The sequence below is a fragment of the Rhodococcus sp. NPDC003322 genome (assembly GCF_053589555.1).
In genome coordinates, this window is sequence record NZ_JBSFSC010000001.1 from 159,613 (window position 1) to 182,978 (window position 23,366).

At 68.0% G+C, this 23,366-nt stretch carries 21 protein-coding genes and 2 pseudogenes; 6 read left to right on the forward strand and 17 right to left on the reverse strand.

Features of this window, described 5'->3' with window-relative positions; translation table 11 throughout:
* Window positions 1-51: 51 nt before the first annotated feature.
* From ACWDUM_RS00780 to ACWDUM_RS00790, 3 genes are all read right to left on the reverse strand, one after another.
* The gene (locus ACWDUM_RS00780) at window positions 52-609 is read right to left on the reverse strand and encodes a TetR/AcrR family transcriptional regulator (protein ID WP_450132510.1); all 558 of its coding nucleotides are present in this window, start codon (window positions 607-609) and stop codon (window positions 52-54) included.
* A gap of 102 nt (window positions 610-711) precedes the next feature.
* Window positions 712-1,845 carry an acyl-CoA dehydrogenase family protein gene (locus tag ACWDUM_RS00785; RefSeq protein ID WP_450132511.1) on the reverse strand — a complete coding sequence of 378 codons (1,134 nt, stop codon included), beginning with the start codon at window positions 1,843-1,845 and terminating at the stop codon, window positions 712-714.
* Between the two features lie 9 nt (window positions 1,846-1,854).
* Window positions 1,855-3,033: an acyl-CoA dehydrogenase family protein gene (locus tag ACWDUM_RS00790; protein WP_450132512.1), complete on the reverse strand. Its 1,179-nt coding sequence runs from the start codon at window positions 3,031-3,033 to the stop codon at window positions 1,855-1,857.
* A 176-nt stretch (window positions 3,034-3,209) separates the two neighbouring features.
* Between ACWDUM_RS00790 and ACWDUM_RS00795 the strand changes: the two genes are divergently transcribed.
* Window positions 3,210-3,842, forward strand: coding sequence for a TetR family transcriptional regulator (locus ACWDUM_RS00795; protein ID WP_450132513.1), 633 nt, complete (start codon window positions 3,210-3,212; stop codon window positions 3,840-3,842).
* A 3-nt stretch (window positions 3,843-3,845) separates the two neighbouring features.
* Here ACWDUM_RS00795 and ACWDUM_RS00800 read toward each other — a convergent pair whose 3' ends face one another.
* A complete protein-coding gene (locus ACWDUM_RS00800; RefSeq protein ID WP_450132514.1) occupies window positions 3,846-4,997 on the reverse strand; it encodes a hypothetical protein in 1,152 nt (383 codons plus the stop codon).
* A 70-nt stretch (window positions 4,998-5,067) separates the two neighbouring features.
* Entirely contained in the window at window positions 5,068-6,717 is a 1,650-nt protein-coding gene (locus ACWDUM_RS00805; RefSeq protein WP_450113396.1) for an NERD domain-containing protein, read from the reverse strand.
* 291 nt (window positions 6,718-7,008) lie between these two features.
* On the opposite strand from ACWDUM_RS00805, the gene ACWDUM_RS00810 reads away from it, so the two are divergent.
* Window positions 7,009-7,392, forward strand: coding sequence for an excalibur calcium-binding domain-containing protein (locus ACWDUM_RS00810; RefSeq protein ID WP_450132515.1), 384 nt, complete (start codon window positions 7,009-7,011; stop codon window positions 7,390-7,392).
* Window positions 7,393-7,410: 18 nt separating this feature from the next.
* Here ACWDUM_RS00810 and ACWDUM_RS00815 read toward each other — a convergent pair whose 3' ends face one another.
* Window positions 7,411-7,695, reverse strand: a complete 285-nt coding sequence (locus ACWDUM_RS00815) for a helix-turn-helix transcriptional regulator (protein WP_450132516.1) — start codon at window positions 7,693-7,695, stop codon at window positions 7,411-7,413.
* A 79-nt stretch (window positions 7,696-7,774) separates the two neighbouring features.
* Here ACWDUM_RS00815 and ACWDUM_RS00820 point away from each other — a divergent pair, with 79 nt between their 5' ends.
* The 3 genes from ACWDUM_RS00820 to ACWDUM_RS00830 all read left to right on the forward strand — a co-directional run bounded on the left by ACWDUM_RS00820 (window position 7,775) and on the right by ACWDUM_RS00830 (window position 10,714).
* Complete coding sequence (locus tag ACWDUM_RS00820) at window positions 7,775-8,368, forward strand: histidine phosphatase family protein (protein ID WP_450113393.1); 594 nt, start codon at window positions 7,775-7,777, stop codon at window positions 8,366-8,368.
* 20 nt (window positions 8,369-8,388) lie between these two features.
* Complete coding sequence (locus ACWDUM_RS00825) at window positions 8,389-9,990, forward strand: hypothetical protein (RefSeq protein ID WP_450133299.1); 1,602 nt, start codon at window positions 8,389-8,391, stop codon at window positions 9,988-9,990.
* 109 nt (window positions 9,991-10,099) lie between these two features.
* Entirely contained in the window at window positions 10,100-10,714 is a 615-nt protein-coding gene (locus tag ACWDUM_RS00830) for an AMIN-like domain-containing (lipo)protein (protein WP_450132517.1), read from the forward strand.
* Window positions 10,715-10,819: 105 nt separating this feature from the next.
* Here the strand turns inward: ACWDUM_RS00830 and ACWDUM_RS00835 are convergent, their stop codons facing one another.
* The 8 genes and pseudogenes from ACWDUM_RS00835 to ACWDUM_RS00870 form a co-directional block, all read right to left on the reverse strand.
* Window positions 10,820-11,710 (reverse strand): alpha/beta hydrolase fold domain-containing protein, encoded by an 891-nt coding sequence (locus tag ACWDUM_RS00835; RefSeq protein WP_450132518.1) that lies wholly within the window; start codon window positions 11,708-11,710, stop codon window positions 10,820-10,822.
* Window positions 11,711-11,743: 33 nt separating this feature from the next.
* On the reverse strand, window positions 11,744-12,676 hold the full coding sequence (locus ACWDUM_RS00840; RefSeq protein WP_450132519.1) for an NAD-dependent epimerase/dehydratase family protein: 933 nt from the start codon (window positions 12,674-12,676) through the stop codon (window positions 11,744-11,746).
* A gap of 3 nt (window positions 12,677-12,679) precedes the next feature.
* Complete coding sequence (locus ACWDUM_RS00845) at window positions 12,680-13,474, reverse strand: hypothetical protein (protein WP_450132520.1); 795 nt, start codon at window positions 13,472-13,474, stop codon at window positions 12,680-12,682.
* A 97-nt stretch (window positions 13,475-13,571) separates the two neighbouring features.
* The gene (locus ACWDUM_RS00850) at window positions 13,572-15,416 is read right to left on the reverse strand and encodes a flavin-containing monooxygenase (RefSeq protein ID WP_450132521.1); all 1,845 of its coding nucleotides are present in this window, start codon (window positions 15,414-15,416) and stop codon (window positions 13,572-13,574) included.
* 126 nt (window positions 15,417-15,542) lie between these two features.
* Window positions 15,543-16,010, reverse strand: a complete 468-nt coding sequence (locus ACWDUM_RS00855) for a VOC family protein (protein ID WP_450132522.1) — start codon at window positions 16,008-16,010, stop codon at window positions 15,543-15,545.
* A 31-nt stretch (window positions 16,011-16,041) separates the two neighbouring features.
* Entirely contained in the window at window positions 16,042-16,935 is an 894-nt protein-coding gene (locus tag ACWDUM_RS00860) for a cyclase family protein (RefSeq protein ID WP_450132523.1), read from the reverse strand.
* A gap of 335 nt (window positions 16,936-17,270) precedes the next feature.
* Complete coding sequence (locus ACWDUM_RS00865; RefSeq protein ID WP_450132524.1) at window positions 17,271-18,191, reverse strand: TIGR03619 family F420-dependent LLM class oxidoreductase; 921 nt, start codon at window positions 18,189-18,191, stop codon at window positions 17,271-17,273.
* A gap of 214 nt (window positions 18,192-18,405) precedes the next feature.
* Window positions 18,406-18,666: pseudogene (locus tag ACWDUM_RS00870) on the reverse strand (RNA-guided endonuclease InsQ/TnpB family protein); the annotation flags it as partial.
* A 107-nt stretch (window positions 18,667-18,773) separates the two neighbouring features.
* Between ACWDUM_RS00870 and ACWDUM_RS00875 the strand changes: the two are divergent.
* Window positions 18,774-18,866: pseudogene (locus tag ACWDUM_RS00875) on the forward strand (transposase); the annotation flags it as partial.
* A gap of 158 nt (window positions 18,867-19,024) precedes the next feature.
* Here ACWDUM_RS00875 and ACWDUM_RS00880 read toward each other — a convergent pair.
* Genes ACWDUM_RS00880 through ACWDUM_RS00890 form a run of 3 tightly spaced genes read right to left on the reverse strand, consistent with a single transcriptional unit; the run spans window position 19,025 to window position 23,364 of the window.
* Window positions 19,025-20,938, reverse strand: coding sequence for a flavin-containing monooxygenase (locus ACWDUM_RS00880; RefSeq protein ID WP_450132525.1), 1,914 nt, complete (start codon window positions 20,936-20,938; stop codon window positions 19,025-19,027).
* Between the two features lie 45 nt (window positions 20,939-20,983).
* Window positions 20,984-22,558, reverse strand: coding sequence for a class I adenylate-forming enzyme family protein (locus tag ACWDUM_RS00885; protein WP_450132526.1), 1,575 nt, complete (start codon window positions 22,556-22,558; stop codon window positions 20,984-20,986).
* A complete protein-coding gene (locus ACWDUM_RS00890) occupies window positions 22,555-23,364 on the reverse strand; it encodes an enoyl-CoA hydratase (RefSeq protein WP_450132527.1) in 810 nt (269 codons plus the stop codon). The genes ACWDUM_RS00885 and ACWDUM_RS00890 overlap by 4 nt, the downstream gene beginning before the upstream one ends.
* Window positions 23,365-23,366: the final 2 nt, after the last annotated feature.

Genomic DNA, 23,366 nt, shown 5'->3' on the forward strand with positions numbered 1-23,366 from the left:
TCACGCCGGCCCACCGGGACGGCTAAAACTAGACACCTGCACGGGAAAGTGTCAAGGAGTTGCGGAAGATTTCAGTCCGGGTTCGATCCACCGGGTCAGGAAGGCGCGCAATTCGTCGTCGGTCCGTAGTTCGTCGTCGTCGAAACACACCACCGGCAGTCCGAGGTGCACGCCGATCTCCACGATGTCGTCGAGTTGCGACGTGGCCTCCGGGAACAGCTCGGCGAGCGGCGCGATCAGCCCGCGCCCGACCTCCTTCGCCCGACTCATCGCCCCCGAGTCGAACAGCGGGTTGCTGGCCTCCGACCGCAGCAGGGTGATCAGGACGGGATCCGCCCGCACCGCACGCCGGGAGGCGACGATCAGCTCGACGACGTACTCGCAGGGGTTTCGAGAGGAGGTCAGGCCGGACTGGATCTCCCGCGCGACCTCCGTCAGGTGCCCGGCCATCGCCTGCGACACCAGGTTCTCGCGGGAACCGAAGATGGTGTAGATGGTCTGCCGGGTCACGCCGGCGGCGGAGGCCACGGACGCGATGGAAACGCCCCCGAAGCCTTCGGTGCCGATCGTCGCCAGTGTGGCGTCCAGGATCTTGTCTCTCGACCGCATCGCACCATTATCGCGGGCCGCACCGCGATCTCGGGGCAAGAACACCGAGGCCCCGCCGACCGGGTGGTCGACGGGGCCGCCGTGCGAGGGGGAAATACGGTCCTACTTGGCGAGTTCGACCATCGTGTGGTCGGCAACCACACCGGCGAGCACCCGGAGGTGGTCGTCGGCGCTGCCCAGGGTGTGGCCGATCGCGGTCAGACGCGAGACGTAGTGGCCGACCGGGTACTCGGCGGTCATGCCGATGCCGCCGTGCATCTGGATCGCCTCGAGGCCGATGTGCCGGGCGGCGCGGCTGATCTGCAGCTTGGCACGCGAGGCGACGATCGGGTCGACGATGCCGTCCGCGAGGTTCATGGTGGCGTACAGGCTCATGCTGGAGGCCAGCTCGAGCTCGACGTACATGTCGGCGGCCCGCTGGGTCAGCGCCTGGAACCTCGCCAGCGGGACCCCGAACTGCTTGCGCTGCTTGAGGTATTCGGTGGTGAGACGGAGGGTCTCCTCCATCGCACCGACCGCTTCGGCGCACAGTGCGGCCTGGGTGCGCACCTGCGCGGCCGTGATGGCTGCGGACGCGTCGCCGCCCTCGCCGAGCTGTTCGGCGGGAGCGTCGGCGAGCTCGATCTGCGCGGCACGCAGGTCGTCATGCGTCGCGTACGGCTTGCGGGTGACACCGGCCGCGCCTGCGGCGACCAGGAACAGCCCGACACCGCCGTCGGGGAGGACGGCGCTGACGACGAGCGTGTCGGCGCAGTCGCCGTGCAGCACGGGGTTCTTGGTGCCGGTCAGGGTCCAGCCGTCACCGGCCTTGGTGGCCGCGGTCGAGACGACCTCGTGCGGCCAGCGGCTGCCGGGCTCGGCGTGCGCAAAGGCCAGCAGCGCGGTGCCCTCGGCGAGCGCAGGCAGGATCTTGGCGCGCTGATCGGCGGACCCGACCTCGGCAACCAGTCCGCCCGGGGTGACGACTCCGTCGAGGAACGGCTCCGGCGCAAGGGCCCGGCCGATCTCGTTCATCACGGCCATCGTCTCGACCGGTCCGGCCCCCATGCCGCCGTCCTCCTCGGAGAACGGCAGACCGAGCAGGCCGATCTCGGCGAGCTTGCCCCACACGTCGTCGCTCCAGCCCTTGCCCTCGGCTGTGACGGCGTTGCGCTTCTCCGCGTCGTAGCTGCGGCTCAGCAGTTCACGGGTGGTGTCCCGCAGCATGACCTGCTCGTCATTGAGTTCGAAATCCATGGCTGCTACTCACAATCCGAGAATCGAGGAGGAGATGATGTTGCGCTGAACCTCGCTCGATCCGCTGTAGATGGACACCTTGCGGTAGTTCAGGAAGACCGGGGCGCTGCGCTGCGCCCAGGCCGGGGAGGCGATGTCGTCGCCGGCCTCGAACGCCAACGAGTCGGGACCCGCCACGTCCATCAGGATCTCCGTGGCGGCCTGCTGCAGCTCGGAGCCACGCAACTTCAGCAGCGACGACGCCGGGTTCGGCTTGCCGTCGGCGGAGGCCGCGACCACGCGCAGCTGGGTCAGCTCCAGCGCGACGAGCTCGTTCTCGAGCTCGGCGAACCGGGCGGCGAACAGCGGGTCGTCGAGCAGCGAGCCGTCACCGACCCTGGTCTCGGCGGCGTACTTCTTGGCCTTGGCCAGTCGCGCCTTGCTGGCACCGGTGCGGGTGACGCCGGTGCGCTCGTTGCCGAGCAGGAACTTCGCGTAGGACCAGCCGGCGTTCTCCTCGCCGACGAGGTTCTCGGCGGGGACGCGCACGTCCTCGAACCAGACCTCGTTCACCTCGTAGCCGCCGTCGATCAGCTTGATCGGGCGGACGGTGATGCCCGGGGTCTTCATGTCGATGAGCAGGAAGGAGATGCCCTGCTGCCGCTTCGGCGCGTCCGGATCGGTGCGCACCAGGCAGAAGATCCAGTCGGCGTGCTGACCGAGCGTGGTCCAGGTCTTCTGACCGTTGACGATCCAGCTGTCCCCGTCGCGGACGGCGCGGGTCTTCAGCGACGCGAGGTCGGAGCCGGCCTCCGGCTCGGAAAAGCCCTGGCACCACCAGATGTCGAGGTTCGCGGTGCCGGGGAGGAACTTCTCCTTCTGCTCCTGCGAGCCGAAGGCGGCGATCACGGGGCCGACCATGTCGGCGTTGAACGCGAGCGGGTCCGGCACGGACGCGAGCTGCATCTCGTCGCGGTAGATGTGCATCTGCACCGGGGTCCAGTTCCGGCCACCCCACTCGGCGGGCCAGTGCGGGACGGCGAGACCGTTGGCGTTCAGGATCTTCTGGGTGGCGACGAAATCCTCACGGGTGACTTCACCGCCACCACCGGCGGCCCGCTCGCGGATCTCGGCGGGGATCTGCGTGGTGAAGAACGTCCGCAGTTCGTCGCGGAACTGCAGTTCCTCGTCGGTCAGTTTCAGATTCATGGCGTGCTTTCTGTGTCAGATCGAGGGCCGGCCCCTGTTCGCCGAACAGGGGCGGTGGCCACATTCCGCCTGCCGGTGAGCGCCAGAACTAAGCGCTCGCTCATTATCTAAGCGCATGCTTATACTTACCCGGTGAACGGCCGTTGTCAAGGCCGACAGGCGCGAAGGAGGTGGCGATGAGCGAGACGGACGAGAAGGACGCGAACGCGATACGTCTCACGACACCCAACACCGTGGTGAGCTCGTCGAAAGCCGCGGCGCGGATCCGCGTTGCGGCGGCCGAGGCGTTCGCCGAGAACGGCTACGGCGGCACCACCACCCGGGACATCGCCGCGCGACTCGGGCTGTCCCCCGCGGCGATGTACCCGCACTACAAGTCCAAGGAAGACCTGCTCTTCGCGATCAGCTACGAGGGCCACCTGCTGTGCGTCGAGCTGCTCACCGAGGCGGACCCCACCGGGGAGGCTCCGGCCAAGCGGCTCACCTCAGTGGTCCGGGCGTTCACGAGCTGGCAGGCCACCCACCACACCCGCGGCAGAGTGGTGCAGTACGAGCTGACCGCGCTCTCCCCCGAGCACTACCACGAGATCCTCGGCCTGCGCCGCGAGATCAGCCGGATCATCGAGCGGATCATTCGTGCCGGCGCCGACGACGGCTCCTTCGTCGTGCCCGACGTCCAGGGCGTCAACCTCGCGATCAACTCGCTGTGCGTGGACGTGTGCCGCTGGTTCCCCGGCGGCGGGTTCACCGACCCCGACACCGTCGCCGACCTGTACGCGGAGCTCGCGTTGCGTCTGGTCGCGGCCTGAGTCTCAGCGCGTACGGGCCTGCAGCGCGAGGATGTCGCCGTGCAGCAGCGCCTGATAGCTCAGCATCAGCTCGTCCACGCCGCCGATCTGGTCCCCGACGTGATGGGTGTTCTCCGTGGACAGTTCGCGGTTTCCGGCCCGAGCGACGAGGTCGTCGATCCGCGAGTCCAGGCTCATCGTGCGCTGCACCGCGGCCATCGACCGCAACTGCCCCTCGGCATCCCCGAGCAGGTCGCCGATCCGGGCGAGCGCCGCGACCCGCTCGACCAGTTGATCCCACACCGGTTCGAGTGACCGCTGCCGGGACCGGATCTGGTCGCGGGCGGCGTCCCCGTGCGCGACGCGCAACGCATCGTCGAGTTCCCCGCCGATCCCCCGCAATGCGACGGCGTCGACCGCGATCTGCGTCAGCTCGTCGGCGAGGTCCAGCTGCACACGCTGGACCGCGAAGTACTCGGAGTGCCAGGCGGCGGAGCCGTCGATCCGGTCGTAGAGGGCTCCGGCCAAGAACAGCAGCGCGTCGAACCGGTCGGTGAAGCGGTCGGGCGGACCGGCCACCCCGCCCAGCATCTCCGCGGCGCGCCGGCCCGCCGCCGCCCAGGGCGTCCGGTCGGCCAGGCCCGCCAGCCGCTCGGCCGCGAGGGCGGCCGCGGCCGCGGTGGCCTGATCCGTGCGATGCTCGGAGATGGGGGTCGGGGTGCAGGCCAGCGCGTCGAACAGCGCCTGCCGCTGCGCCGGTTCCAGGTGGACGCCGTCCCTCCGGTCCCTGCGAATGGTGCGAACCCCGTTCGCGTAGTGCGCGGGTGAGTGCGTGAACTTCGCGCGGGCGGTGAGCAGCCGCCGCTCCAGCTCGCCCGCCCGGTACGAGGTCAACGCCTGCATCGCGCCGGGTCGCATGCCGCGCGCCTTGCGGTCGAGCCGGCTGTAGTCGTCGGCGAGGGTACGCAGCGCGCCGAACCCGCCGATGTCGGGCAGTGGGCGCCCGATACGGCGCCGGTTCGCGAGGGCCTCCCGGGTCGGCTCGTCCAGGTGGCCGGCGGCGATCAGTACCGCCGCGTCCGCGGACAGGTCCTGCCGGAAGCCGTCGACGCGCGCCTCCTCGCACCACCGCCGCACCTGTGCGGTGATTCGTTCCCGCCGCTGCGCCGCGTCCATCGGCCCTCCCAGAATCGATACTCGCCGACTCCACTGTCCCAGAACTTCGACGTCCTCGTCGGCGCCCCGGTCAGAGGCCGAGCCGCCGGGCCAGTTCCTCGCCTCCGACCTCGCGGATCAGGTCCGGGTCGCCGCACACCACGAGCTGGTCGCGGGCGCGGGACAGTCCGACGTACAGCCGTTCCCGCGACCGCTGTGCCGCCTCCTTCTCGTTGAACGCGAGCACCACGGCGCGGCGCTCGAGTCCCTTGAACCCGAGCACGTGCCCGTAGAACACCTGCTCGGTGTCCCAGAAGCTGTCCCAGTAGGCACGGTTGCCCTCCTGCTGACGCTCGACCTGCTCCGGGTGCCGGCTGCCGGTCACCAGCAACGCCACGTCCTCGGGCCGCCACCCGGCATCGATCAACTGGTCGACCTGGTCGTCGGCGACCGACACCGCGTCGGCGGTCCCGCACGCCACGAAGCGGACCTGCGGCCCTTCACCGCCCCGCAGCCGCATCCGCTGCCCCACGAGCGGGCCGAATGCCTCGGCGATCTGGCGGGTGTTGCGGAGGTTCTGGTCGAGAACCAGCGGAACGAGAGGCACGGGCGGCACGCCCTGCCGGTCGAACACCCGCTGGCCCTCGTCGCTGAACACGTAGATGCCGCTTGTCTCCTCGTCGACGAGTGCCGCGAGGACCGGCTCCCACCATGCGTCGGCGAAGTCCTGTGCCTCGTCGATCACGACCGCGTCGAACCGTTCCCCCTGCGGCAACGCAGCGGCCAATTCGGTCATCTGGCGCGGCAGTTCGTACTCCCAGTAGTCCTGACGCACCGGGACCGACGTCGGCCCGTCCGGATCGGCGTCCCCGGCCCACCGGCGGCCGAGCGAATGGAATTCGCCGACGTAGGCCGGCTTCTCCTTCCTGTTCCAGTTCGCGGTCACGCGACGCAGGTAGGACGCGAGCCCGTGGGAGTAGCAGAGCAGTGCGACCCGCTGTCCGCGCTTCGCGAGACGGCGGGCCTGCTCCACGGCGAGGAACGTCTTGCCGCTGCCGGCTCCACCGCGTACCTCCACCCGGGTGAGCAGGCGGGTGGCGTCGAGGATCACGGCCTGCTGCGCCGACAGCGCGTCCGCCGCGTCCTCGTTGGCGACCGCGCGGGCGACGACGTCCCGCTGCGGCAGCCCGCGTCCGGCCAGCGCGGTGGCGAGCTGCTCGACGCCTTCGTCCGACAGCCCGGGGCGGTCGAGCTCCTGCCCGACCAGCACCTTCCAGATGCGTCCGGCGATCTGGTCGAGCTCGGTGCGGTCGATCACCTTCCACCGCGGGCAGTCCGGCAGTGCGAAGCCGGCGTCGATGGTGGCGTTCGGGAAGACCACCAGGTGGTCCCAGCGCAGCCTGCCCTGCGTCCACCGGGGATCCGTCTCGACGTAGTGACGCAACGCGTAGCACCCGTCGCGGGCCTGCCGGACGGGGTTGATCACGGTCGGGCCGGTGCGCCGATCCTGATACCAGTCGGTGCCGTCGTGCCAGATCATCCCGCCCTTGATCTCGACGGTGACGATCCCCTGACCCGCCACCGCGACGACGATGTCGATCTCGTGGTCCTTCTGGTGATCGGTGACCCGCTGGTTGGCGACCATCAGGTCCGCGTCGCCGAGCTGACTGCTCAACGCATCCCACACCGTCCGCTCGGCGGCGTTGACCAGACGGGGATTCTCCGGAATGCGTGTCACCATGACGGTGAGCTTGTCACGGGCCGGCGAGGCGGCGCACCCGCGGCAACGGCGGCGACTTCGCGGTTGTCCGACTCCTCGTCGGCCCGGTCCGCGACCGCCCACCGTGCCGGCGCGGTTTTTGTCATCCAACTGAATGACAATGCCTTTCGGCGTTCCCGAACTTGTCCCCGATCAGGTCGTGAACGCTTGAGCCGACAAACTCGGGCGCGCCGATCGCGCCCACCCGCAACTGTGCGGCAAACCTCCCCGCCGGTATCGTTCGAGCGCACCTTCGACCATTTCTGGGGAAACATGACTCTTCGCAGACTGACCATCGGCCTCGTTGCCGCCACGACAATTGCGGTGGGCGGGACCTCGACAGCCGCCGCGTCCACCCTCTCCGACTTCCTGCCGCCGGAGATCGTGGCACTGATCCCGAGCGCGTCTGCGGACTCGGTGGCACCGCTCCTGCCTCCGGTCCCGGCACCGCCCGCCACCCCGGCACCGCCCGCTACCCCGACTCCGCCCGCGCAGCCCGCACCGCCGGCCGCCGTGCCGCAGCCCGCACCGAGTCAGGTGTACTACCGGAACTGCACCGAGGCCCGGAATGCCGGTGCCGCTCCGGTCTACCGCGGCCAGGCGGGCTACGCACCGCACCTCGATCGCGACAACGACGGCATCGGCTGCGAGAACTGACCCCCGGCCGGGCGCCGGTCACTCCTCCGGGACGCGGCGCCCGGCCCGCGCAGCAAGGACCATGTCGCAGCCGAGCACGTCCGCGACGGCCTCGAGCACGTCCAGTTGCACGGTGGCGCGGCCGGATTCGATGGCTTGCACACTGGACCGGGAGACCCCGGCCTGTTCGGCGAGCCTGCTCTGGGTGAGCCCCAGCTGCAGCCGCCGCGCGACGAAGCCGTCCGCGATCTGACCGGCCGGTGCCCGGCCGCTGCGCCGCGGCCGAGCCCGCGCCAACGTCGTCGGGGTGTCAGTCTCGGGCACCACACCATCTCCTCGCCTGGATGTGTGCAGTGTGCGCCTACCCCCGAGCACTGTCCAGCGGTGCTAGCCTGCGGCAACCATGACTTACCTGGCATTGGTCCGGCACGGCGAGACGGACTGGAACGCGCAGCGACGTCTGCAGGGTTCCTCCGACGTCCCGCTCAACGACACCGGTCGTTTCCAGGCCGAGCGCGCGGCTACTCGCCTGGCGGACGGACCGTGGGACGTGCTGGTCAGTTCCCCGCTCTCCCGGGCCAGCGAGACCGCGGACATCATCGGCACCCGGCTCGGGCTGACCCGCTCGGCGACCCATCCGGGCCTGGCCGAACGCCACTTCGGTGGGGCGGAGGGCGTGACCGACTACGAGGCGTGGGACCGCTGGCCGGACGGGATGTACCCGGGCCTCGAGCCGCGCGAGGAGGTCCGGCGCCGGGGTCTGGCCGTCCTCGGTGAACTCGCGGAGCGACATTCGGGGAGCTCGGTCGTGGCTGTCAGCCACGGTGGGCTGATCCGCTCGGTGATCGGCGCCCTGCACGGCCCACCCGTTCCACGGATCCCGAACGCGGGCATCGCGACGCTGCATCACGACGGCCACCGTTGGTCGGTGCTCAGCATCAACGGTGTCGCTGTCCGCGGGCGCATCACGATGGACCGCGCGCCGATCGAGCCCTGACCAGGGAGGCACCGATGACGATGCACCACGTTCGACTGGCCGCGGCGGCGGCGTTCGCCACGGTGGTGGCCTTCGCCCCGCCCGCGGCGGCGGCGCCGTCGGCGGCACCGGCGGGCTGCGTCCCGTTCGGCACCGCCCAGCTGCCGCCCGGCGTGCCGTCCGGAGGTGGCCGGCTCGGGCTCACCGCCCTCCCGACGTACCCCGGCACCGACGCACCGGAAAACGTCGAACTGCGAACGGCGACAACCCAGTTCAACAGGTTCTGGGAGTTCGCCCTCGTCGGTCACGCCCTGCTTGCCCGGCCGCGTGCGACCGCGGAGCCGTGGCGGTTCGCACCGATGCCGGAGTGCCTCCGAGACCGCCTCGTCGGGATCTCCGTGGACGACGACGAGTTGATCGCGGTCGACGAGTCCGGGTGGATCTACACGATGGACAACGTGTCCCAGGACCCGGTCGCATGGAACTGGACGTCGGCGTGGGGTGCACCGCTCTGGCTCGCCTCGGGACGCCAACTCCCGGACGACCGCCCGAACGGGTGGGCGCTCAGCGTGTCGTCACCATGGGACAACCAGACGTACACCGACATCGCGGGCCGAATCCACTACGTCGGACTGGGCAAGATGACGATGGTGCCTGCCCTGACCGGGGACGGCAGCCGCATCACCTACGCGGATCCGTGGCTGCCGAACGACGACAGCTACGAGATCGGGTCACCGCTCGGCGGACGGTTCCGCGCGTCGTCACTCTCCGCGGCCGGATCGACGACCTTCGTGATGAACTCCTACGGCGACATGTACACCCGCACCTTCGATTTCGACTCCTCGGGCTCTGATTCGATCTTCTTCCGGTACAGCTGGGACGACCAGTCGGGCAAACCGACGGCACCGAACCTGGTCGTCGAGACGCTGGACCGCAGCACCGCCGCGATCCAACTGCCCGCCCCGGACTGGGTGCACCAACCGAAGATCCCCGGCGAGATCACCTCCGCGATCAGCGTGCATTCCACCGGACCCGGTCCCGGTCGGCGGGAGCTGCGGGTGGAGGGCAGCCGTGGCCGCGAGGCGGGGTTCTGGCACAAGGACCTCGACTCCCCCGCATGGGAGTTCACCCCGACCGGAGCCGGCAGGCTCGGTATCCCGGTGCAGAATCCGGCGGAGGACCGTTCCGACCGCACCCTCGCCCCACCGGCCCCCTGGAACTTCACCGCGGATCTGCCGTCCCGTGACGCACTGATCGACGCGCAGGTCCTAATCGACATCGGCTTCCCCTACACGGTGGTCGATCCGCGAGCACTTGAAGCGCTCGGCAGTCACGCGGCACCGTCCGGATATCGCCTCGAAGTCACCGCGTTCGACCCGGCGGCCACCACGCGGGACGCGACGGTCGTCGCCCCGGACGGATCGCGGATCCCGGTGCTGATGCACACCGCGGACGGCCTGCGGATGACGCCGCGGGGTCCGGGTCTCGACAACGATCCGCGACACCTGGTCGGTGCGATCGCGATCCCCGAGGGCAGCGCCGCGACCCCCGCACGCGATGCGTTCGTCCGAGACTGGATGCGCGGCAAGAAGATCGCCCCCATCACCCTCAGCGCGACCGACCGTGACATGGTCATCCGCTGACGCGTCCGATCGCGACGTGGTCGTAACGGGTCCGAAGCGACGCGGTCGTAACGGTGCCGAACGCGACACGGGCGGGCATCACTGGAGGCGACCACCCTACCCTTGAGCCATGCATCTTCGGACAATTCACCCGGGAATCGCACTCACGGCGGCGGCGCTGCTGACCCTGACGGGCTGCGGCACGACCAGCGACGGTGATCCGGCGCCGACGGCCGCCTCGGCGGGCGCATCGGCTCCTGCCACCGCGACCGGCGCACCGGCCACCGGTGAGCCGTCCTCCGATCCGGGAACCGCACCCGCGATTGCCGATTCCCACGCCGACCCCTCGGCCATGGCGTCGCTGTCCGTCACCGATCTGCGGATCGCCTCCCACGACGGATTCGATCGTGTGGTTTACGAATTCGGCGGAACGGGCACCCCGGGCTGGGCGGTCCGGTACGTCGACCAGGCGGTCCAGGACGGGAGCGGTGCCGCGATCGAGATCCCCGGGAGGTCGATCCTGGAGGTGTCGCTGACCGGCACCGGCTACCCGTTCGACACCGGGGTGGAGGAGTACTCGGGCCCGAATCCGCAGGACGGGGCCGGCGCGGTCACGCAGGTACGCATCGCGACGGTGTTCGAGGGCGTCACGCAGTCGTTCATCGGCCTGTCGACGCCGCCGCGGCCGGTGAAGGTGTCGCTGCTGTCCGACCCGGTGCGAGTGGTCGTGGACGTGATGTACTGACCGCGATGGCGGCAATGTGTGAACCCCCGGCGCCGGCCATCGGTGCCATCCTGCGGCGACCGATGGTCGGTGGTCAGCGTCAACAGTGTTGCGGTCAGCAGACCCTCACGATGATCCATCGCCGTGGCCGACAGCCTTGTCGGCTTCGATCGACCGGACGAACCGGACGCACGACTCGATGGAAGCGATGGAGACGCCGTGATCGGGGTAGATCAGCGGCCACGTGTGTCCTTGATCCGCAACCACTTCCAGCGTGCAGGTGACGTTCGCGGTCGCGAGCGCCCGGGTCAGGCCGAGGGCGTCGCCGACCAGTGCCTCGTTGCCGCCGACCTGGATCAAGGTGGGCGGGAAGCCGGTGTGGTCGGCCAGCAACGGCGAGACCAACGGGTCGCCCGCGGCGGCGCCCTGCAGATAGTCGTCGCGCGCCGACTCCGCGGTCGCCAACGGGAAGAAGGCGTCGGTCGCAGTCTCGTAGAACGGCGACGAGCAGTGCAGATCGAGCCACGGTGACAGCAGCATCAGCCCGTCGGGAGTGCGAACGTCGCTGGTGTCCACGGCGACGACAACCGCGGCGGCGAGACCGGCGCCCGCCGAATCGCCGGCGACGACGATCGGCCCGTCCGTCGCGGACGCGAGCTCCTCGTAGACCGTGAGGGCATCGCGCAGTCCGGCCGGGAACGGGTTCTCCGGCGCGAGCCGATACCGCGGTACGACGACGGTCGCCGCGGCGCCCCCCGCCAGCGCCGCGGCATAAGCGTGGTACGCCTCCGGACTGCCCATCCGGTATCCGCCCCCGTGGAGGTAGAGGACCGTGGCCCGGTCTCCGGCACGGATGGTCCGGCACGGTACGCCCGCAAAGTCCGCATCGCCCGCCGTGACCCCCAGTGCGGGGTCGATCTCGGTCGCGGCGAACTTCGCACGGCGTTCCAGCAGCTCCGGGCCCGCCGGTGCACCGGCCCGCTCGGCGGGCAGCGACTCGTGCAGTGTCGTCGGCATGTCGTCTCCCAAATGTGTTCTACGAGTAGATGCTCACGAGTGCGCGATCTCGACGAGCTTGTCCGGATGACGGGCTGCCACGGTCCGGCGGATGCCCTCGCGCCAGTCCACCGTGCACGGTCCGGTGATGGACGCGCGCCGGGTCGTGTCCGCGATCGATCCGCGCAGCGTCCCCTCGATCGGGACCGCGTCGACGGTCGCCTCGACGCCCATCAGCTCGCCGGCGTATGTCGCCCACTCCTGGACGGACACCGCTTCGTCGCCGCCCCAGTTGACGATGGCGGCCGGTGTGGATGCTGCGTCGAGCAACGCACCGACCTGCATGGTGATGTCGTCCTCGTAGATCGGGCTGTACATGCACGGGTCCCAGCGGGTGGTGATCGACCGGCCTTCGGCGAGGGCGTCGATGTGCATCGCGGGCAGTCCGCCGCCCGGACCGTACGAGGCGTTCATCCGGGCGATCGTGACCGGGATTCCGAAGGCACGCGCGGCGAGCCGTGCGGTGGCCTCCTGGCTGATCTTCGACACCGAGTAAGTCGGGGTGTGGGTGCTGTTGCACTCCCCGAGCGGCGACTGTTCGGTGAACACGTACATCGGGTCGTCCTGCGGCCGATAGACCGAATGGGTCGACATCACGAGCGCACCCTTGGCAGATCGGCAGTGCTGCAGGAGCAGTCCGGTCCCCTCCGCGTTGGCGCGGATCGCCGCGTCGTAGTCCCACCCCGGGGCGAGACTCGCCGCCAGGTGCACGACGTACGTGAAGTCGGCTGGGAGGTCGGTGAAGTCGCCATCCGCCAGATCGCAGGCGACCGGGGTGATTCCGGCGTCGCTCACCCGCTGCCGATCGTCCGGACGACTGAACCGCGCCAGTCCCCACACCTCGTTGTCGGCCGCCAGCGTGCGGGCGATCGGGAAGGCGATCTGACCGGCGACGCCGGTCACCAGGATCTTCTCACCGGTCAGCACGTGTCACCACAGTTCGTCGGTGTACTTGTCCGTGCCGACCACGGTCGGGATGAACGGCGAAGCGAAGGTGACCTTGCCCGCACCCGACTTCTCGATATCCGCGGCGTAGTCGACGATGTGCTGCCAGCTCGCGGTCGGCTCGTCTTCGAGGAACAGCATCTGGAGGATGCGCTCGGGGGTCCCGCCGTCGTTGCCCATCTTCATCGGCACGTTGTGATCGGCGGGCCAGGGCTTCATTCGCCAGCTGCTGATCAGATCGACGGCACCCTTGCCGACCAGGGTCTTGGCCGGGCCGTTGTCGATTGTTTCGACGGCGGCGGCGCGGTCGACGCCCTCTGCCGGTTCGATCATCACGGTGACAAGGCCGCCGTAGTGGTGATCGTGTGCGAGTTCGAGGGGGACGCCGTCCTCCTGCGCCGAGACGGTCGAGTCCGGCAGGTACTGGCCGGTGTGCACGTGCTCACGCTCGGCGAAGCCGCGGCCGGCGGCGTAGAGTTCGCCGACCTGCTTCTGCGCCCAGGCGTCGGCGACTTCGGCGTCGGGCTCGTGCACCCAGTACGTCGCCAGGTACGAACCTTCCTCGGTCTTGGTCGCGACCGGTCCGGTCTCCGGGAAGCGCAGCTCCTTCAGATCCTTCGTGGCGACCCAGCGGCTGCCGGTGAACCAGCCCGGACCGACCATGCAGCCCGAGTAGCGGTGGTCGCGCTCGTACCAGCGGTTGTATGCGACCTCGTGACCGCGCATCGGATCCACGAGGGTGAACAGCGAATAGCCGAGCTTGACGGGGGTCAACGCCATCTCTATCTCCTTTGTTTCGAGCACGGACTCGCGGGCAGCCGATGGCATCGGCTGCCCGCCAATCCGCGGAAATTCATTCCCGACGACGGCCGGTGACTCAGCGAGTCGCGGCGATGCCGTCGAACTTGTCGTCTTCGCGCCACGTGCGGAGCAGGTCGAAGTACTCGTACCCCGGTCCGTACAGACCGCCGACCAGGGTGCTGCGCTTGTCGTCGACGCGGCCCTCGTTGTTGTAGTGGCCCGGGGTGCACGTCGTGAACCAGTCCCGGCGCATCTCCGCGTGCTCGAGAATGGTCTGGTTCCATCCGGCTTCCGCCTCGGGGGTCGGTTCGATGGTCCGGATGTCCTCGGTCATGCACTTCGCGATCATGTAGACCATGTGCCTGGCCTGGTGGTCGATGAGGTTCGCGATGTTCGAGACCTGCGTCGACTGGGTGAAGCCCAGGAAGAACAGATTCGGGAAGTCCTTGCTGAGGAAGCCGTGATAGGTGCTGACACCGTCGGCGAACTTCTTCGACAGTCGGTTGCCGCCTCGACCCGCCACGTCGTAGCCGGCCTTGTCGGTCCAGGTGCGTCCCTGCTGGAAACCGGTCGCATAGACGATGAGGTCGACTTCGTACTCGCGGTCGCCGACGACGATGCCCTTCTCGGTGATCCGGTCTATCGGCGTGGAGGAGGTGTCGACGATGTCGACGGACTCCTTGTTGAAGGTGGGCAGGAAGTCGTCGCTGAAGCCCGGCCGCTTGCACATGGTGCGGTAGTAGGTCTTCAATTTCTCGGCCTTGGCCGGGTCGGTCACGATGGCGTCGACGCGGTCTCGCAGCATCTCGTTCCACTCGTAGTCCGAACGCTCCATCGCGTCCATGAACTGCTCGAGGGTCGGCTCCGCACCGCCGACTTCGTAGATCGCACCGAGCTGGTACTTCGCGAACTTGATCCAGCCGTCGTCGACGTCGCAGTCGGCGGTGGCGCGGTCCATCGCACACTTGTCGAACGCCGCGCGGCGCTCACGGTGCCAACCTTCGGGCAGGGACTCGAACCATTCGACGTCGGTCGGCGCGTTCTCGCGGGGCGCGATCTGACTGGGCGTGCGCTGGAAGACGACCAGCGATTTCGCGTACTCGGCGAGTTGCGGAATCGCCTGAACACCCGTGGCACCGGTTCCGATGATGGCCACGCGTTTGTCGTGCAGCTCGGTCAGATTCCCGGTGCTGTCGCCGCCCGTGTACTCGTAGTCCCAGCGGCTCGTGTGGAAGCTGTGGCCGGCGAACTTGTCGACCCCCGGAATGCCGGGCAACTGGGGCCGACTGAAGAGACCGCTCTGCGTCGAGACGAAACGTGCCCGGAGCAGGTCGCCTCCGTCGGTCCGAACCGTCCACCGTGCGGCGTCCTCGTCCCACTCCATGTCGGTGACCCGCGTCTGGAACAGGGCGTGGTCGTACAGGCCGAACCGCTCACCCAACGACTGGCAGTACGCGAAGATCTCACTGCCGCGGGTGTAACGCTCCGTCGGGATGTAGCCGGTCTCCTCCAGGAACGGCAGGTAGACGTACGACTCGACGTCACAACGCACACCCGGATACCGGTTCCAGTACCAGGTGCCACCGAAGTCGCCGGCAACGTCGAGGATCTTGAAGTTGGTGACACCGGCCTTCTTCAGCTCGACGCCCGCACTGATGCCCATGAATCCGGCGCCGATGACGAGCACGTCGAGATCGGCGGTCACCGGCGGTGTGGCGCGAGGACCGCTCGCATGCGGATCGGTGTCGAACGCTGCGAACTTGCCTTCGAAATCGATCGCCTGAAAGGTGTCGGCACCGGTGTTCGGCAGACGCTTGTCGCGCTCGGCCGCGTACTTCTCGCGGAACCATTCCAGGTCTTCCACCTTGCGCTGCGGTACCCAGAGGTGCGGATCGCGTGCAGTCATTTCTGGGGCGGTCATCACTGTCCTTTGCTTGTTACTGCGTCAGCACGTGTGTTCCGGTCGCGGAGCGGATCCGTCACCGTGATGCGTTCAACGAGGTATCGAGTGGCGGCCTGAATCGACCGCTGTCGGGGTCGGGTCAGGTCACCACGGGGTGCCGGCGGGGATGTGCATGAGCTCGACACGGTTGCCGTCGGGATCGGCCACGAACACGAACTGCGGAGCAGTCGGGTCGTCCGCACCCGCACGGGTGTCCGGCACCAGCACTCCGCCGTACTCGCACAGCGCATTTGCCGCACCGTCGACGTCTTCGGCGAAGAACGACAGGTGGGTCATTCCCAGATGGTTGCGCCGGGTGGGCGGGGTGCCGATCACACCGGGCTGCCGGTAGGTGAGCAGCTCGATGCGCAGACCGTCCTTTTCCAGGAAGGTCGAGGTGAGGCTGCACGGCGAATCGACCTCGGGGATCTGCTCGTCAACGTCGTATTCCATGATCTTGACGAAACCCAGTCCCTCGCAATAGAAACGAAGGCTATTCGCGAGATCGGAGACACACAGCCCGACATGGGAGGTGCGGTACTCGTGCGTGCCCGCTTCGGCGTTCTCGTTCATCCGGCGTCCTTGTCGTGTGAGGTGGGTGGGATCAACCGATTGCCACAGGAGTGACGGGACTCGCTGTGCCGCCGGTGATCTTCAGTGCGCCAATGGTCAGCAGGAACTCGTAGCACCTGTCTGCCGCCAGCTCTGCCAAGTTCATGTTCTCGACCAGGTAGATGCCGTTCTCGACGAGCAGGATGATGTGTCCGCCGAGGTACACGTTCTGGTCGAACGGGATCGACTCGACGGCCGCGTTGTCCGAGCCGATCAGCGCGACGTCCTTCTCGGCGAGGAAGGCCGCAGCTTCGAGGCCGATACCGGGCTGCGGCATCATCTCGCCCTGGTTGGCCAGGTAGTCCTCGAGCCATCCCGTGCGGATGAGCACGAGGTCACCCGGCTCGAGCGCGACACCCTGATCGTCCAGCGCCTTCTGCAGATCGGCCGCGCTGATGACGTAGCCCGGGTCCAGCAGGTCGACGCCCTTCGAGGCGGCGACGTCGATGAGGACGCCTCGGCCGGCGATGCCACCAACCTTGTCGATGCTGCACTTGGCCGCGCCCGAGTACGGCGTGACCTGGTCGGCTGGGTACCCGTTGTAGATCTTGTTGTCGGCGTACACGTGGCACAGCGCGTCCATGTGCGTCGAGGTGTGCGACGGCATGATCAGCTGATCCTCATTGGCGCCGACACCGGGAGCGCCGCCGTTGGCGCGGGCCATCGCCTCGTCCTCGTGGTTGGTCAGGGTCAGCCGTTGCGGAATGCCGCGGTACTCGAGGTTCGGCACGCCCGAGCGCTGGATCGGGATGCTGAGGCTGTAGGCCTTGCCGGTCTTCGGCAGGCGGACGGCGGCGAGCACCCGCTCCGGGGTGAGGAGATTGAGCGCACCCAGTTCATCCGACTCGCCCCAGCGACCCCAGTTCGACTTACCCGTGCTCAACATCGACTCCTCAAAGATCATGCCCTCGCCAGCGAGGTTCGGGGTGGCTGCCCAGCGGCTCCGAAAGTGTCGAATCACCCAGTGCTGACGAACACTTCGTAAGGGAGGACACTACCCATCCGCTTTGTGACTGGACTCACTGTAGCCATCGGCTACGGGTGCGTCAACAACACGGCACGTCACGGCCGAAACGCACGGAATCCAGTGTTCGTGCGCCCCGACCGACCGGGGTCGGACATCTGTGAATCGTTGTTTCCCAATCATTCTCATCAGCGATCGGCGATCCCCGTCGAGGACCACAGCGGCACGCCGGACGGTCGGCGCAATCGTCTTCGGAATCAACCCGATTGGGAGACGATGATCAGTTCCCCGAATCCGACGATGTACTCCGAAGCCGCATCCACCGACCGGGCGTCGGCATGCACGCACAGATGTGTGACACCGATCTCGCCGAGCTCATCGGCGTGCTCGGCGAACCGTCTCACTGAGCGGGAATCGGCAACGTCAACCGGCGGCGCCTCCACCTGAATCGAGATCTGTGCCGGGTCGCGTTCGACGCGGAGCAGCTCGGTCCGTAGCCGCCGCACGGCACGACGCAGATCGTCGAGATCCTCGATCGACGTCGTCCGAATGGACGATGTCATCTGCTTGGACCCGATGACCGGGCACCACCCCTGCCCCGAGGCCACCACCCGCCGGATCGCCGCCCGACTGTTGCCGCCGATCCACAGCGGCGGATGCGGCTGCTGCGCAGGAGCGTGCAGCCGCATCTCGCCCGTTCCGCCGAACCCCTCGCCGGCCACCGGTGCCGCGGGCGAGAGCCAGATACGGCGCAAGGCGTCGATTCCCTCGTCGAACAGCATGGCGCGGTCGTCGAAGTTCACGCCCAACGCGGCGAACTCCGACCGCAGGTATCCCGCCCCGACGCCGACGACGAGGCGGCCGCCCGAGAGGAGGTCCAGCGTGGTCAACGCTTTGGCTGCGAGATACGGGTTGCGGAACGGCAGCACGTACAGATTGGTCATCAGGGTCAACGACGTGGTGGCCGCCGCCGCGTATGCCAGCGCGACCGCCGGTTCGAGGCTGTCGTGCCCACCGGCCGCGAACCACTTCGCGGACGGTGCCGGATGGTCTGCCAGACACAGCGCTTCGAAGCCGTGATCCTGCGCCTCGCGACTGATGCGAGCGAGCGTGGCACCCTCCAGGAATCGGGTGTCCGCGTGGGCGACGTCGCCGGGGTACTCCAGAGTGAACTTCACGTCGATGATCCTTCGTCCGTCGACTCGGAGGGCGGGCCTGCACCCCTTTGACGTCCTCCCGGTCGTAAACGACCGGGATTCCTCTGCGACACAGCGCGCCGCTCCGGTGGGTTCCTGTTTCAACGAGTCGAGCTCCCCACCAGACGGAAAGACTTACCGTCTCTCCGCAGGCGTTTCGCCTCTCCGCCCGTCCGGCGGCGAGGATGTTGCGTGCAGCATTGAGGTCGCGGTCGTGGACGGCGCCGCACAGGCGCGTCCACTCTCGGACCGACAGCGGCTTCTTCCCGTCGACCCGCCCGCACACCGAGCAGGTCTGCGACGACGGGAAGAACCGGTCCACCTTCGAGAAATGCCGACCGTACCGGGCCGCTTTCTCCTCCACCATCCGGGCGAACATGCCCCAGCCGGCATCGTGCACCAACTTCGCCAGCCGCGTCCGCGCCAGACCGGACACGCACAAGTCCTCGACGAACACCGCTTGGTTCTCGCGGATGACCGCCGTGGATACCTTGTGCGCGACTCAAGGGCGTCTCGCCGCGGCGGCTGCGGCAGCAGTACCGAATCCGTACCCCATGAGACCACCTGTGGTCCCCGTCGTACTTCGCCGCGTCGTGCGGCGGGGCACCCCAGTCGATCATCCGGCAGTACATCGAACAGCAACGCAGACCCGATTGAGGAATCGGCAATCCCGGCCGTGAACGACCGGGCTTGCGCCGGCAGATCTCGGTCACGGCGTGAGCGGCGCGAGCCGAACCGCTGGACCATTGATGCCGATCACAGATCCAGCAAGGCACAGGCGGTTTCGGCTCACTCCGCGCATCGGAGAGGACGTGTTACGGCGCGTCCGTGAACTCGAAGTGCGACTCGTCGGGGCTCGCACACAGTTCGTAGAACTTCTCACCGGTCCACGGTGCGTTCATCTGCAGCCGACCGAACTCGTTGACGTAGTAGTTCTTCTCCTTCGCGGAGCTCGGCAACAGGTAGATGAGCTTCTTGGCCTCTTCGTGCAGCCGGTCGTTGTAGTCGTCGAATGCGGCCTGGCGGATGACCATCGACGTACGACCGTTCTCGAGCATGCCGACGATGCCCGCGGCGATGTAGTGGGTCCAGATCTCGAACCACGTGGGCAGTCCGGATCCACTCGCCACCGGCTGCGAATTGGGGCCGTACAGCATGAACATGTTCGGGAACCCCGGAACGGTCATGCCGAGATGTGCCTGCGCCCCCTGGGCACTCCAGACGTCTTCCAGGGTCACACCGCCGATGCCGTAGTACTGCGTCGGCCAGATGTACTTCTCCGTCTGGAAGCCGACCGCGGCGATGACCAGGTCCACATCGCGGGCTTCGCCGTCGGCGGTGACGATCGCGGTCTCGGTCATCCGCTCGATCGGGGTCGTGACGAGCTCGACGTTGTTCCTGGTCAACGAGGCATACCAGTTGTTGTCGACCACCGGACGACGAGTCATCGGCGGGTAGTCCGGAACGAGCTGATCGATGAGATCCTGCCGTTCGTCGACCTGGCTCGAGATGTACCCGACCAGGATCTCGCGCAGCATGTCGTTGCGCTTGCTGACGTCGCCGCCGCTCGCGATCCACTCTTCGTCCGGCGTGATCACGTTCCGCAGATCGATCGTGCTCAGTCCGGCGACGTACTTGATCCAGTTCCAGTAGAAAGGCATCTTCTGAATCAGCCACTGGAGCTCGTCGGCGATGGGCATGCCGTAGTTGACGCGCGGCGAGATCCATTGCGGCGTCCGCTGGTACACCGCCACCGACTCCGCCTTCTCGGCCACCTTCGACAGGAGCTGGACTCCGGTCGATCCGTTGCCGATGATGGCGACCTTCTTCCCCGCGTACTCGACATCCTCGCTCCACGCGGTGGTGTGCACGATCTGCCCGGTGAATCCGGGGACGCCCTCCACGGGCAGATCTCGCGGAGTCGCGAACACACCGCTGGCGGCGACCACGACATTCGCCTGCACCTCGGTCACGGAGTCGTCGCCGGCGGAGTCCTCGCCGCGCACGGTCAGCGTCCAGCGCTGCGTGGTCTCGTCGAAGCGGGCCGCCTGAACGTCGGAGCCGAACCGAATGTGCTCGTAGACACCGTACTTGCGCGCCACGTGATCGATGTACTCACGGACATCGGACTGCCGGGCGAAGTACTCGGTCCACGGATACTTCTTCTCGAATCCGTACTCGTAGGTGAAGCTCAGCGTGTCGACGCGGACATCGGGGTAGGTGTTGACACTCCACACCCCACCGACCTCGTCACGTCGCTCGTAGACGGTGAACGGGATGCCGAGCTGGGCCAGCTGGACACCCATGGCGACACCGGCGAAGCCTGCACCGACGATCGCGACGTGGTAGCCCTCGGGGACCACCTTCTCGCCGGTCCACCGCGCCCGAAAGGGCATGTCCGCGAAGGCCGGTATGTGGTGGCGCATGATCAGGTCGTCGGGGCCGAGCGCGCGGGCTTCGGCCATCTCGAGGAGTTCGACGATCTCCTCACGCGACGGAATCGGCAGCGCGGCCTCGTCGGGTTCGGTGAGCAGATACTCCACGGCCTTCGTCCGAATGCGCGCGACGTCGTCGTCGGCGAACACGACGGTGTCCGCACCCGGGCCGAAGACACGTTCGGGGGTGATCGCAGCGATCTCCGCATCACGGGTCGCCTGGTACAGCGCCATCCGCAACGCGTTCACATCGGCGCACTCGACGGCGCGCTCTACATAGCTACGTCCTGGCATGGGAACTTCCAATTCTCGAATCTGACGGCGGAAACGGGGCGCGTGTCACTCAGCGGCTGCGCTGGATCCGACCCGCTGGTCGATGACGGACTGCCGAAGGTTCTGCTTGCGGATCTTCATCGTCGGCGTCTTCGGCATCTCCGAGACGACCACGACCTCTTCGGGGAACTTCGCCGGCGAGATACCGGCATCGCGGCAGTAGTCCCGGATCTCCTCGACGGTGACTTCGGCCGCGCCGTCGCGCAGCTGGAGCACCGCACAGATTCGCTCGCCCGACCGGTCGTCGGGCAGGCCGATGACGGCGACGTCGGCGACCGCGGAGTGCTTCGCCAGTACCTCTTCGATCTCGGTGGGACTGATCGACTCGCCCTTGCGGATGATCAGGTCCTTCTCCCGGCCGACCAGCACCAGATGCCCGTCGGCCTCGAGCTTTCCGGTGTCACCGGTGAACATCCAGCCGTCGGCGTCGAAGGGGCGGACGATCTCGCCCTCGGCGCGGTAATGCTTGAACAGCATCGGGCCGCGCAGCCACACCCGGCCCACCTCGCCGGACGACAGGACGACGTCCTCCTCGGAGCGGATCTGCACCTCGCAACCCAGAACGGGGCGTCCCGAGGTGGTGGCCAGCTGTTCGACGCTGTCGCTCATCCGCGCCGAGGTGATCATCGGGCACTCGGTCATGCCGTAGGCGTGGAGAACCGGAATGCCGATCTCTGCGAGCACATCCCGGAAGAGCTTCTCCGGCATCGGCGCTCCGCCGCCGGTCACCATGCGCAGGGTCGGAACCACCGGGGTGCCTGGATTCTTCCGCTGCTCCTCGAGCAGAAGAGCGTAGTGCGGGGTCGATCCTCCGGTGATCGTCGCACCCGTCCGGCGCATCAGCTCGACCGCGGCGACCGGCTCGTAAACCTCCATGACCACCAGCGACATGCCGCTCGTCAGCGATGCGATCAGCAGGTCGGGACCACCGATGTGGGCGTACGGGAACAGGATGGTTCCGACGTCGTCGGCGCCCGCGCCGATCGCATCTGCGAGCGCGACGCCGCCGGCGATGAGCGTGCCGTCGGCGTGGCAGACACCCTTGGGAGCCGAGGTGGTGCCGGAGGTGGTGTAGATCCAGCGCACCTCGTCGCGGCCGAGCGGCGCGGCTGGGAGCGTGGCCGGGTCACCGTCGGGCAGCGCGTCGGAGACGATCAGCAGCTTGAGCCGGTCACCGCTCGCCGCACGCAGATCGTCGGCCATCGCCTCGTGGTCGAAACCGCGGAACTCGGGCAGGGTGATCAGCCAGTCCGATGAGCACTGCTCGATCATGGCCTTGACCTCGCGCGCCCGGTACAGCGGGATGATGGGGTTCTGCGTCACGCCGAGACGCGACAGCGCCAGGCTCAGAACCATGGTGTCGATGCGGGTGGGCAACTGCCAGCTCACCGTGCAACCGGGCTCGATGCCGCGCGCCAGCAGCCCCGCCGCGACGCGCTCGGCAGCGGAGACGACCTCGCCGAAGGTCAGGCGCCGATCGAACTCGTCGATGACTGCGACGGCGTCGCCGGTGGCCTCGGCGCGCAGCGACAGCAGATCCCACAGGGAGGTCGCGTCGTTTGGCGCGATGTCCGGGTTCACGAGTTCTCCTCCGTTGTATTTGCCGCCGACGGAAGCGGTTCCGGTGTCAAGAGCGGATAACCGGTGCGGAGCAGCGCGTTCGCGTGCCCGTGCCAGTGGATGTCGAATGCCGACTGCAGTGCGGCCTGCTGGCCCATGACGTCGAGGGTCTGGTTGACGGCGCGCTTGGCGGTCGCCAGTCCCCAGGCATCCATCTCCGAGATCTCGTGTGCCAGTTCCATCGTCCGCGCGTCGAGCTCGTCGAGCGGAACCACCCGGTTCACCATGCCCGCGTCGAATGCCTCGGCCGCAGTGAACTTTCGAGCCGTGAACAGCATCTCCTTGGCGCGTCGGGCACCGAGCTCCCACGTGTGCGCGTGGTACTCGACGCCGCCGACGCCGAACTTCACGACCGGGTCGCTGAAGAAGGCATTTTCGGCAGCGACGATCAGATCGCACGGCCAGATCACGTTGAGTGCACCGGCGACGCAGGCGCCCTGGACCGCCGCGATCGACGGCTTCGGCACGTCGCGCCATTTGCGGGAGAAGCCGAGGTAGTGCTCGGTCTCCCAGCCGTAGGCGCTCTCCAGGGTGGTCTTGCCCTCCCGGAAGTAGCCCGGCGCCGGGGTCTTCAGGTCGTGGCCCGCCGAGAAGTGGTCGCCGTTGGCGCGCACGACGATCACCTTGACCGCGCCGTCTGCGGCAGCCTGCTGCCAGCGGGCGTCAAGATCGCGCAGCAGCGACTCGTCCTGGGCGTTGCGCTGGTCCGGGCGGTTGAGGGTGATCACCGCGACGGCGCCGTCGACCGCGTAGTCGATGTAGCTCATAA